General features: G+C 50.7%; 9 protein-coding genes. 2 read left to right on the top strand and 7 right to left on the bottom strand.

Features of this window, described 5'->3' with window-relative positions; genetic code table 11:
* Positions 1–9 precede the first annotated feature (9 nt).
* Positions 10–1284 (bottom strand): teichoic acids export ABC transporter ATP-binding subunit TagH, encoded by a 1275-nt coding sequence (tagH, locus tag ACZ444_RS03230; protein ID WP_464433571.1) that lies wholly within the window; start codon positions 1282–1284, stop codon positions 10–12.
* A 78-nt stretch (positions 1285–1362) separates the two neighbouring features.
* Positions 1363–3471, bottom strand: coding sequence for a CDP-glycerol glycerophosphotransferase family protein (locus ACZ444_RS03225; protein WP_382358752.1), 2109 nt, complete (start codon positions 3469–3471; stop codon positions 1363–1365).
* A 138-nt stretch (positions 3472–3609) separates the two neighbouring features.
* On the opposite strand from ACZ444_RS03225, the gene ACZ444_RS03220 reads away from it, so the two are divergent.
* Together ACZ444_RS03220 and ACZ444_RS03215 are read left to right on the top strand one after the other, a co-directional pair.
* Positions 3610–5172, top strand: a complete 1563-nt coding sequence (locus ACZ444_RS03220; protein ID WP_382358753.1) for a glycosyltransferase — start codon at positions 3610–3612, stop codon at positions 5170–5172.
* A gap of 79 nt (positions 5173–5251) precedes the next feature.
* The gene (locus tag ACZ444_RS03215; protein ID WP_382358754.1) at positions 5252–7669 is read left to right on the top strand and encodes a CDP-glycerol glycerophosphotransferase family protein; all 2418 of its coding nucleotides are present in this window, start codon (positions 5252–5254) and stop codon (positions 7667–7669) included.
* Between the two features lie 110 nt (positions 7670–7779).
* Here the strand turns inward: ACZ444_RS03215 and ACZ444_RS03210 are convergent, their stop codons facing one another.
* From ACZ444_RS03210 to ACZ444_RS03190, 5 genes are all read right to left on the bottom strand, one after another.
* Positions 7780–8688 carry a glycosyltransferase family 2 protein gene (locus tag ACZ444_RS03210; RefSeq protein ID WP_382358755.1) on the bottom strand — a complete coding sequence of 303 codons (909 nt, stop codon included), beginning with the start codon at positions 8686–8688 and terminating at the stop codon, positions 7780–7782.
* Between the two features lie 115 nt (positions 8689–8803).
* Entirely contained in the window at positions 8804–10633 is a 1830-nt protein-coding gene (locus ACZ444_RS03205; RefSeq protein ID WP_382358756.1) for a polysaccharide biosynthesis protein, read from the bottom strand.
* 323 nt (positions 10634–10956) lie between these two features.
* The gene (locus tag ACZ444_RS03200) at positions 10957–11085 is read right to left on the bottom strand and encodes a hypothetical protein (protein ID WP_382358757.1); all 129 of its coding nucleotides are present in this window, start codon (positions 11083–11085) and stop codon (positions 10957–10959) included.
* 105 nt (positions 11086–11190) lie between these two features.
* Entirely contained in the window at positions 11191–11901 is a 711-nt protein-coding gene (locus ACZ444_RS03195; RefSeq protein ID WP_464433570.1) for an ABC transporter ATP-binding protein, read from the bottom strand.
* On the bottom strand, positions 11798–12772 hold the full coding sequence (locus ACZ444_RS03190; protein ID WP_382358759.1) for an oligopeptide/dipeptide ABC transporter ATP-binding protein: 975 nt from the start codon (positions 12770–12772) through the stop codon (positions 11798–11800). The genes ACZ444_RS03195 and ACZ444_RS03190 overlap by 104 nt, the downstream gene beginning before the upstream one ends.
* Positions 12773–12781: the final 9 nt, after the last annotated feature.

The following is a 12781-nucleotide window of genomic DNA, read 5'->3' as shown; positions in this document are numbered from 1 at the left end:
GGAATCGGTCTAGTCACCTGTCACATGTTTGGCATGCACCCAGATGTGCTCACCTTCTAGTGTTCCCCGGTACCAGACATTGTTGCCGATTTTATCCGTCTGGTCGACCGGAAAGGCCGTGTCTTCATACGGGCCTAAATCAGCGATCAGCTGGTTTCTCCGGCCGCCCCAGGGAAGGCTGTAAGCTGCACCTGCGCCTGTCAGATAGCATGTTTTCGGGTCAGAATCAATGGCTATATGCACATGACTCGCCATATCCGAGGCTTTCATCCAGCCAATGACCCCTGTCTGGGCACTGGGCTCCGTACTCAGCAGGTAAAACAGCTCATCATAATAAACGGCTTCTCGTTTAATGTAGTAGACATGATTTTTATACTGATCCGAGGACATCCCCTGATCCAGCTCATCCAGCGACGGAAAAATCGAGGAAATGCCGCCTTTAATATGGCCCAGCTTGCTGACAGGTTCTTCCTTGTAATACGTTTTATACGTTTGTTTGGCTTTGACAGCCGGTTCCTCCGCCAGATCCTGCTGCGGCTGCGCACCGTTCAAGACATCTGTTTTATATTGAACGCGTTCCTGTTTGGTCATCTTTTTCCAGTCGGCCAGAAACTGTTCGTATTGCGGTATGATCTCTTCCACATCCCCGTAAGTACGGACACGGCCGTATTCCAGCCAGAGAATCTTATCGCAGAACTGCCGCATCTGACCGATCGAATGGCTGACGAAAATCATCGTCTTGCCCTGGGTTTTGAATTCTTTCATTTTGTTCAGGCTTTTTTCAGCAAACGCTTTATCCCCGACCGACAGTGCCTCATCAATAATCAGCACGTCCGGATCAATATTGATAGAAATGGCAAACCCGAGCCGGGATTTCATGCCGCTGGAATACGATTTAACCGGCTGATCGATGAATTGGTCCAGTTCGGCAAATTCGATAATGCCGGGCTCCAGTTCTTTAATCTCATCCTTGCTGAACCCGAGCATGAGGCATTTCAATTCAATATTATCGCGGCCGGTCAGATCGCCTTTGAGACCGGAATTGACTGCGATCAGCGACACCTCGCCGTTGACGCTGACAGAGCCATCTGTCTCGGGAACAACGCCGGCGATCACATTGGCAAGCGTTGATTTGCCGGAGCCGTTAATGCCGACAAAACCGACCACATCACCCTGCTCGGCCTGGAAGCTTATATCCCTTAGTGCGTAAAAGGAATCGCCGTAACTCCGGGGTGTGGCAAAGTCCAGCAGCCGCTCCTTCGAGCCGTTGTATAACTTATACATTTTTGATAGATTGCGAACATCAATTGCCCTGTCCATAGGTATCACTTGCCTTTATAAAGAGACTGTAACAAACGTTCTTCAGAATAATTGATTGACCACGCGTTCACTGGCCCGGCCGTCTTCCAGATAGCAAAACTTATCGTAAAAGGCCTGTGTTGTGGCCGATGGTTCGAAACCATGCTGATCAATTGATTTGATTTCCTGAAGCAGCGCCTCGGTCGTTTTAACCAGCGGACCAGGTGCTTTCGCCTCCAGATCAAAATAAAAACCGCGCAGATTGTCCCGGTAGTCTTCAATGTCATAAACATAGAAAAACATCGGCCGGCGCAAATTCGCATAATCAAAGAACACCGAGGAATAATCGGTGATCAGCATGTCGGACACGAGGTACAGCTCCCTGATGTCTTCATGAGCGGAAACATCAAATACAAAATGATCGTAGCCGGTAAGGTCAAGATTCTCCGCCACGAGATAATGCAGACGCAGCAGAACAATCGTATCCTCCCCGAGTTCCTCATGCAGACGGTCCAGATCCAGCTGCAGATCAAATTTATACTGACCCCGTCCGTAAAACTGATTATCCCGCCATGTCGGCGCGTACAGAATCACGCGTTTGTCCTCGGGGATATTGATTTTATGTTTTAAGTCGCTGATCGTCCCCGCGTTGTTGGCGTTGATTAAAAAGTCATTCCGCGGGTACCCGGATTCGATCATCGTCCGGTCAAACTGAAACGCCCGCCGGAAAATTTCCGTCGAATAGGCATTAGGTGAGACGAGATAATCCCATTTAGCCGTCGCCTTCAGAAAGTTTCGTTTATATTTTTCAGCATTGGTGCCCGGCATATGCACCTCGTCCATATCGGTGGCCAGCCGTTTCAGCGGCGTGCCGTGCCACGTTTGCAGATACGTCGTATGCTTCGGTTTGGGAATCCATAACGGCAGGCGGCTGTTGGAAACCCAGAAGCCTGCCCGCGCCATCAGGAACAGCCATTTAATCGAGAAACGGCGCACGTGCCTGACATGTTTATCTTCAAACAAGGGCATATGCCGCCTGTCGACACTCCAGTACATCTCATAATCAGGCTTGTGCGTCAGCATATACTCATAAATCGCCCGGGGGCTGTCGCTGTATTGCTTGCCGATAAAGCTCTCAAACATGATCGTCTTTTTCTTGGCCGGAAGCTTTCCTAAAAGCGAAAACGCCAGCTTATACCAATTCTTTAACACGTTACTGCGCCGCACTCTAACCCAGGCTGACTTGAGCTGGCGCACCATTTCTTTCCTGCGGTAAAATCTAGTAATCTGCAAGGATGCGTAATAGGATCTCTTGGTAGGTTTCAGCAGTATTTTCTTCTTTTCAGCATTAACCGACTGGATAACGCGGGTCGGCTGAATGCCGGCACTTTTATCCAGGCGAACGCGGGTGCTCCGGATTGTTTCACGCCAGCTGTTGGTGTTCAGGGTCATTTCCAGATAATATTTTAAGTATACTTTCCTGTCATTGTTCAGCATGTGCGAAAAATTGAATGAGCCGGTGAAACCACAGTACAGAAGCTCGTTATTCCCTTCTGCTTTTTGCTGGATGTCACCGCGCTGCATACGTTCAACGGGCACCACTGTTTCCTGGTCATCGCGATTATTCGTTACCACTAACCGCAGATCTTCAACGTCTGAGTCACTTGTTTTAAATAAAGGCGGGTAATTGAAGTAGCCGGAAAAGCTCAGCTGATCCTTCTTTAGGCTCACCTCATCCAGTTCAGCATATAAAAAGTAATGATTAAACCGGAATGAAAGCTTGCCATTTTTCGTGGGGTACGGATAAAACATTTTCGCCTGGTCCGGCAGATCGACAACCAGAAAGCGGTACTGGCTGCTCGTGTTTTTCGCCCGGATGCGGCGCTCATCATCCTCCGTCTGGCCATTTAAATACACGTCCCAGATGTCGCGCTTCATGAATGTTTGCGCATGCGCATCAAAAGGCAGATAGACATTGAATACGGTAACATCTTCCCGCTGTTCAGCCGTCACGGACGACAGCACCAGCCATTCCTCTGTATCACGTTCAACTAATGTGAAGAAGCAGTTGTCCCATGCTTCGAAAAACGTATTTTTAACAGCCAATTGAAGTTCGTAAGTCGTTTCCTGAAGGTTTATATCGATCACTTGGTTATTTTTCAGTGCGGACATGGTTGTGATGTGACTCCCCTCAATTGATTCCCAGTATAGTCTATATTATATCGGGGCGTGAATTGATTTTCAAACGTAATATGATTATACTTGGAATAAGTATGCTGGGCAAATGACAGCACAGAAAGGGAAGACGCCATGAAACCAACCGTGTTTTTTCTTATAAACTCTATCGACCTGCAGCGGGGCGGCCTGACCAAGGCGTCCTTAAAACAAGCGTCATTCTTCGCGGAGATGGGTTATGATACCCATATGCTGACCTTCAATTTCAATCCCGATTATCCGCGAATACGCCGGAAGCTGCATAAACTGAGAAAGGTTCATAGCAACGTCAGGATACGCAATATGTATGAAGAATTAGCGGGACACAAACAGCCCGAATACGCCCGTTCTCCTGCCAAAAAGGCTTCCCTTAAACAACTGACCAAAGGAACAGCGGCTGTTAAACGGCCTGGGTATAATGCGTACCGCTTGTATGCTAACGGGCTGTATACGTCTTATATCGCCCTCAGGAAAAATCAGTCCCTCAACTTTATCGATTATTTTAATGCGAACCGCTACCGGACCAAGCGGGAAACGTTCGACAGCTGGGGTCATCTGGCCAAAACGGCCTACATGGATTACAAACATAATGAGCCGCGCCAGACGATCTATTATGACCGGAAACAGCGCGCCTATTTAACGCAGTGGCATAAGCCTGCGGATGAGACGACAAACCGGCATGTGCTTTTTCACAAGGATGGTTCGGTTAAAAAAGAGCTGACACAGAAGGAACGCGTGCTTGAACTGGACTGGCTGCATGACGTGATTGACCGCCTCGGCGGCAAGCAGTCCATCGTTATATCCGATACGCGAAGCACGGACGATCTGCTGGTTAAGCTGCATCACCCAAGGGCCGCCAAAATTTGGCGGCTGCACAGCAGTCATTTGGAGAAGCCCTATACCACGGATGCGTCTATCGTGCCAAAAGTCCAGTACGGCATGGAGCATCTCGAGGCGTTTGATGCGATTGCCCTGTTGACAGAAGAACAAAAGCAGGACATCAGCAACCGGTTCGGCAGTCACTTAAATCTGACCGTTGTGCCGCATTATCACGAGACGAACACATCATTCCGGCAATCGCTGCGTGCTGCCGCACAGAAGACGGATCCACGGCGATGTGTCATCGTCAGCCGTCTGTCATCGTTGAAACGGCTCAGTCATGCGATCCGGGCCTTCCGGAAAGTTGTGAATGAATTTCCTGATGTCTGCCTGGACATTTGGGGAACCGGAAAACAGGAGCCCAAATTGCAAACATTGATTGACGAGCTTGATCTGGGGCAGAACGTGTTTTTGCGAGGCTATACCTATAACCCGGATGCGATTTATCAGCGCGGGCTGTTTTCAGTGACGAATTCAAAATCTGAAGGCTTTGCCCTGTCAATTCTGGAAAGCATGTATAACAAAACACCGGTCATCAGCTACAATATTAAATACGGGCCTGAGGATATGATTGTGGACGGCGAGAACGGCTATCTGATTAAGCCATCGATTGAGCAGCTTGCTGACCGGATGATCCGGCTGTTCCGCGAACCTAAACGTGCCATCGATATGGGCGAAAATGCGCGGAAGTCTATTGATGAGCATTTCAATAAAGCTGTCTACAAACAGAAATGGCAAGAGACCATCAATACCGCGCTGGCCAACAAACGTCAATCATAAGGCTGGATGCGATCGGCACGGAAGGATTGCAGCTTCTTCCAAAAGTACTGAGCTCGGACGAACGAAGGAGGTATAGTCTATGACACCTGCTGTCTATTCGGTTCAGCTTGATAAACGCGGCGTGATGACATTAAACGGCATGGCTGATGCGCCTGTAACCCAGAGCGATGCAGCCGCTCTGCTGCTCAAAAAACGCAAGTCGTCTGAAACGCACATATTCCCATTAGACTGGACGGATGAAGATAACTGGACGGCCACCGTTTGCTCACAGGATATGGCGTTAGCAAATGGCACGTGGGATGTTTATATCGTCTGGAATGAAACTGAGCGGCAACGGCTAAAAACAGAAGATGGGCTCGTTATCGATGAAAACCGGACAGCCCTGCTGAATCAGGGGCAGCATACATATGAGGTCCAGTGCTATATCACGACAAAAGGCTCGCTCTCTTTAAAAATCGCCACTCCTTCCATGACCGTCACGCAGCTGAACGGCGAGGTGATCGGCGACAGCACTATCAGGCTGACAGGCTATATGCGTGAGGACGCCTCCCGCACAGCTGACTTAAACGAAGCAGCTCTGGTTGTGAAGCAGGAACACGGTGAGGACGCACTGCAGACGTTTCCCCTGCACCGTTTTGCAGAGGATCAGGACAGGTTTTATGCCGATATCAGCTATCAGACGATGGCGCGTGATCCCGAAACAGATAAGTGGGATGTTTATATGCGCACCGGCGGCTATTTGTTCCGTGTTAAGCTGGATGATCCAGGCGAACTGGAGCGGCACACGTGTCTGGAATGGCGCGATGCGGAGCTCACCTTGCTTTATATCTATTCAACTGTCTATGACAATCTATCGATCAAGCGGACAGGGCTCAAAATTAAACGCGATGTCACATCTTATACGCTCAGTGACGACCAGTTGCAGCTGCAGGGCTATGCTTATTTCGAACGGCTCCCTTTTGACATACCTGATAAGCTGAAGCGCTCCATTATCATTCGCCAGCGGCAGACCGGTGAAGAGCTCGTCTATCCACTGGAAAACCGAGCTCTTGCCGACACCGCTGATGCCTATTATCAGTATGCTGGATTCACGGTGACGGTTCCACTGGAGACGATCCAGGCAATGCAGTCCGATATCTCACATGTCTATGATATTTCAATTCGCCTTGTCTATGGTGATCATGTCCAGGAACGGGGGCTTGGGCTTGAATTCTATGATTACCAGGTCGATAAACCGCTCGCTGCCAGTACATCCTGGCAGCGCACTAAGGGTGTCCGGAGCTTTCTCACACTGACACCGGCGGGCAATTTAAAACTGGATATGTATAGCTACGCGCGCCGAAAACTCAAGTATGTGCAAAAGCTGCAGACAGCGAACCGTCCTGCCGCAGATGACCGTCCTATTTGGCTGATTGGTGAACGGCCTGATACAGCACAGGATACCGGGTATCACTTTTTTAAATACTGCCGCGAACAGTTTCCGGATCTGCCGATTTATTACGTTATTGCCAAAGATTCACCCGACCGGGATCATGTGCGCCAGCTGGGTCATGTGATTACATACGGATCGATGGATCATTTCAGGAAAACCGCCGCCGCCAGTACATTTATCGGGTCACATGACTTAGAGTACATCCTGCCGACCCGGGCTGTGGACTGGCCCAGTTATCAGCATGGCACGCGCGTGTTTTTGCAGCACGGGGTTCTTGGCCGGAAAAAAGTCGATTACGCGAAAAGCGATTACCAGTATCCGTTCCATGTGTTCTGCGTGAGCTCCGAATCGGAACAGAATATGGTGATCAACCAAATGGGTTATCAGCCCGAAGAAGTAGCCATCACTGGCCTGTCACGGTTTGACCAGCTTATGGAGCAGCCGGACACAGAACGCTCCATCCTGCTGATGCCGACGTGGCGGGACTGGATTAAGGAAAATAACTTTCTGGAATCCGAGTATTTTCACCGCTATCAGGCACTGCTGACGGACAGCCGGCTGCACGCAATGCTTGAGAAATATGATGAGCATATGGACTTTTACCTGCATTACCGCATGCAGGCGTATGTTTCCTATTTCAGGGAGCTTGCATCAGACCGCATGACCATCATTGCCTTTGATGAGGCGGATGTGCAGAGCCTGCTGCTTAAAAATCGTCTGTTAATCACCGACTACTCTTCGGTATCATTTGATTTCAATTATATGGGAAAACCCGTGCTCTTTTATCAGTTTGATTTTGAGCGCTTTTTCAGGAAGGGCTTGCTGCGGCCAGCGGCGGAAACGTTTCTGGGTGAGATTTGCTATGATCAGGAGACGCTTATCACGGCGATTGAACAGCATATCCAAAACGGCTTTGAGGAGTCACCAGACGCAGGCAAACAGAAAGAAAACCTGTTTGACCATATTGACCAGCACAATAATGAACGTATATTAAACGCCATCATGGATGCGAAGAAAACGCAAAATAACGGAGCAGACACAACCGGACCGCATCCAGCGAGGTGATGCGATCCGGTTGTGTTTTGGCACAGCGCCTGGCCACTATCTGACCCTGGAGCTATTAACGTACAGAACGGGGTTATCGGGCATGGATCTGCTCAAGCTCTGTTGCGGGCTTAACCATTGCCCTGCCGCAGTTTCCGGGTGTGACTCACCAGCTCACGAACGCAGTTATAAGGCGACGTGACCAATGCTTTTAGCAGATGTGTGGCCGTGATCCGCATATAGCCACTCCGCTTGCCGGCAACAGCCATAACAGCATGGTGTCTGAACGTTACATAGCGCCGTTCAGCCCGGCTGAGCTGCGGGAAATAGGTTTGTTTAAAGGCGAATAGTTCCCGTTCCTTAGCTAGTTTGTTAGCGCCGACGGAAATCCGCTCACCGTCATGAATGTACTGGATGACGTTTGCTTCCGGCAAATAGCCAATGGTCAAGCCTTGCTCAATCGCCTTCAGCATCAGCATAAATTCCTGGCCCATCGCGACATTATCAAACCCGCCAATTGTATGGAGTGCCTCCTTTTTAAACATATAGGAAGCAGTCGGGGTCAGATGATGCAGCAAATGGTTCTTTAACAGCTCGTCATTCGCTAAGTTTGTCACATAGGGATGATGGCGAAAGTCGACAAGCGTGTCAGCTGTATCATGAATACGAACGTCCGTAAAGGAAAGGTCCAGCCCGTTTTCTTCCATATAATGGACCTGGCGTGTGATTTTCTCCGGTAAATAAATATCGTCATCATCGAGAAACGTTATGTAATCGCCACTTGCCCGGGCAACACCTTCATTGCGGGCCAGCGCACCCCCGAGATTTGTCTCATTGCGATTATAGGTGACGCGGGAGTCGTTCTCGTACGCCAGCATTTTCGCCTCGGTTTCCGCTCGCACATAAGAATCAGGGGCATTATCATCCACGACAACAATTTCGATAGCTTGATAGGATTGCTTAAGAACCGATTCAATGGCCCGTTCCAGATAGTCACTTCGTTTATAAGTCGGAATAATGACACTTACACAGGGTGTCATAGTTTATCAGCGCCTTACTAAAATTATTCTTAGATTATAGCCACAAGCGGGGCCGTCAGTTATGACATGACCCACGCTCTGCGCCCAGATGCTGTGAATCACGCCACCATTCCGGTCAGGAGCCTTTTGCGGCAAGCTCCGTCCGCTCAGTATGGACAATCGTCATCAGGGCTTCTTTTAATTGCGTATCGTCTTTGTCCGAAAACTGCTCGATGAGACGTGTGATCAGACGGGGATCCACTTCGAGTGTCCGGCCGACATAAATTTTCTCGTAAACTTCCCCGGGATGCACTTCATCATCACTCAGCGGTTCTTCAAACATCTTTTCACCTGGGCGAATGCCGCTGTATTCAATCCCGATTTCCGTCTCCGTGTAGCCGGAGAGTTTAATCAGGTTGCGGGCAAGGTCGACAATCCTGACAGGTTCGCCCATATCGAGGACGAAAATCTCCCCGCCCCTGGCAAGTGTTCCGGCCTGAATCACCAGACGGGAGGCTTCCGGAATCGTCATAAAATAGCGCACCATATCCGGGTCCGTCACGGTAACCGGGCCGCCCCGGGCAATTTGATCTTTAAACAGCGGAATGACACTGCCGCTGCTGCCGAGCACATTGCCAAAGCGCACCGCAGCAAATGTTGTCTGACTGGTTTGATTCAAATGCTGAATGATTATCTCCGTGATGCGTTTCGTCGCCCCCATCACGTTCGTCGGGCGGACCGCTTTATCCGTCGAAATCAGGACAAACGTGTTGACGTTAAAGGCATCCGCTGCTTCCGCCATATTTTTTGTACCGATCACGTTATTTTTCACGGCTTCGTGCGGGTTGTATTCCATAAGCGGGACATGTTTATGCGCAGCAGCATGATAGATAATCGCTGGTGCGTATTGCTGGACAATTTCATACATACGGTCTTTATCCCGTACATCACCAATCAGCGTGACAAACTCCGTGGCAGTACTGTCGTATGTGTCCTTTAATTCCATATGGATCTGATAAATGCTGAATTCATCGTGCCCGACAAGCAGCAGCCGGCCGGGCTGGAATGGCATCAGCTGGCGGCACAGTTCCGAACCAATCGAGCCGCCGGCACCTGTAACCAGAACCGTACGTCCGCTGACGTATTGCGAAATGGCATCGATGTCCAATTCTACAGGGGCCCGTCCCAAGAGTTCCTTTTCATCAACATTTTTAAGACTGCTGACCTCGACACGGCCGGTCAGGAGATCCTCAAGCTTCGGAATCAGCTGCACTTTTGCATCGGCCTGGCTGCATATATTCACGATCGTATTCAGTTCGCCATTAGCAAGCGACGGTATGGCGATTACGATAAGATCAATCTGCTGCTGGTCGACAATTGCGGGAACATCCTGGATGCGGCCAAGCACCGGGATGCCGTACATTTCCATACGCTGTTTCGTCATGTCATCATCGACAAAAGCAATCGGCCGTATCTCTTTGTGTTCATTCCGGTTATGCAGCTGACGGGCAACCATGGTGCCAGCAGCGCCAGCCCCGACAATCAGGGTGCGATTCTGGCCTTGATACCCGTCGATATAGCGGTCGTGAAACACGCGCCAAACAAAACGTGATCCGCCAATCAGTGTGACATGCAGGAGCCATGTGACAAGAAGCGCGCGTGAATAAAGGGTGAAATCAGCCGCAATCATTTGCACGAGACCAGCAACGATAATGGACAGTGTCACCGATTTAACAATCGCCAGCAGTTCACCGACACTCGCATATGCCCACACTTTATGGTACAGCTTGTACACCGCGGCAAATAAATGATGCGAAATTAATAGAGCTACAGCACTGATGACAATGGCGTCAAGCTGGAAAACATCTTTAGACCGGTAGGTGACCCAGGCAGCAATGAAAAGTGCGGTGCTGACAATGACTGAATCGAGAAACATTAACAACAGCAGGCGTGTTCGATAGGTCACATATATCCCCCCTTCCCTTTTCATGTGCAGGTCAGACGAAAACGCTCGTTCGCTGAATTCCAGTATAACAGATTTCGCCATAGCGCAACAGTTTTCTATCAGGGGGAAGCTGGATGCTGGTCAGACTGCCATAAAGCTTTTTCATCTTGATCAGCAATCTTGCATGTGGTGTACTTATACGTTAGTTCAGTCCCATGAAATTGATACTTGTAAGTGTCAGGCTGAAAAGATTATATCCCCCGTTACCTTACACGACAGGCGGACGCTTTCCGCGGGCACGGCTTGAGCCTCCTCGCTCGCAAAAAACCGCTCGCTGTGGGGTCTCAAGACTCGTGCTGTTCCCGCAGGAGTCGCCGCCTGTCGTTCCAGGTAACGCGGCTTGTCTTCAGTTTACTTTGCTGGTCTAGTTCAGTATTGCCTTTTTTCGTCCAATCGCACCTTGATAATGCCATATTTATTTCCTTCTTGACATACCACCGCAGGTCTTTCCAGCAAGGCTTTCGTTTATTCTGCTGTTTCAGCGACAGCTGTGGCAAGCATGATTTGCCTGAAACGTCTCAGTCAGCCGGCTGCAGCAGCTCGGGAAAAGAAACCAGCCGGTCTGCAACCCGCTTTAGCAGCGCTTGGTCATGACTGATGGCGAGCACGCCGAACCCCCATTCGTTGCGCATGTGTAAAACGGCCTCCCAGATCTGTGCCTGTGTGACTGCGTCAAGCATCGTGGTCATCTCATCCGCGATCAGATAATCGGCTGCCGAACCAAGGGCGCGCGCCAGGCAAAACCGCTGCAGTTCACCGCCGGACAGCTCACGCGGGTACCGCTCCAGCCACGCCCGGGAAATGCCCAGCGTCTCCAGGAAATTATGACCAGCCCCGCCCCCTTCAGCGAGGATTTTTTTCATTTTCCAGCGGGGGTTAACAGCGTGCTCGGGATGCTGCAAAACCAGCTGAACCGGGTGCACCCCGCTTGCAGGCAGCGCATGCCCATCCAGCAAAATATGGCCCGCATCCGGCTTCGCAAACCCAGCCAATAGTTTTGCGAGCGTCGTTTTGCCTGTGCCGCTCTGGCCAGACAGCCCGACAATTTCACCCGGTGCGATCGTTATGGATAGATTATGGAACAGCGGCTGATCCCGCTTATACCCGTAACGAAGTCCCCGCGCCTCAAGCATGAAAACACCTGACCATCCCGCCATGCTGCGTTTTCGATGGAGGTGATGTTTGCCAGCAGATTTCTGAGGCAAGCGGGCATCTCGGGGCAAACGCACAACCCGCCGGTTTTTCATCAGGAAGCGGCTGTGAGCCTGCGATGGGCGTAAAAGTTTGCTGTGGCAACGCGTTCCATAACGCCCGTGTATAAGGATGGCGCACGTTTTCCCCGTTTCCCTGAAAGTCCTGCACGTTGGCGATTTCCACCGTTTCGCCGGCATAAAACACTGCGATTTTGTCAGCAACCGAGAGAGCTGTCATGATATCGTGGGTGACAAACATGACCCCTTTGCCGACATCCGCGAGCTTGCGAATGTTCGCGGTAACATCCGTCAGCGCCGCCTCATCCAGCCCCGGGGTCGGCTCATCCGCAATCATCAGCGACGCATCACTCGCCAGCGCTGCCGCTATCAGCACACGGCGTGCCATGCCGCCGGATAGTTCAAACGGGTAGCATTTCCCGGCATCACGGGACAGGCCCATCGTCTGAAAAATCGCTTCCTGCTCAGCCTGTTTATGTTTTCCCTTGAGCATGTGCTGCACCTGTTTGCCCACTTTCATCAAGGGGTCAAGTGCGCTGATCGACTGGGGAATCAGCGTGATATCCCGGCCGCGCAGCCGCTCCTGCTGCCCGTCTGTAAGCGGCTCGCCAGCAAACGACAGGCGGCCGCTGACTTCTGCATTCACCGGCAGCAGGCCTAAAATGGCATCCGCCAGCAAGCTTTTCCCAGAACCGCTGGCACCCACGACTGCAACGACCTCACCTTCATGGATGGCAAGCTCGACATCACTGATAACCTGGCTCGTCATCTCCTGCCAGCCTTTATGATACTGATGAAACGTCAGGGACATGTTTTGCACTTCAAACAGCGGTTCTCCTTCATGTTCCGCGAAGGGTCGTCTCGTCTTATCTGCAGCAGGCAGCACCATGTATCAGTC

The organism is Lentibacillus kimchii, assembly GCF_055381965.1.
Note: the sequence above shows the minus strand (reverse complement) of the source record. Positions and strands in the feature narration are given on the sequence as shown.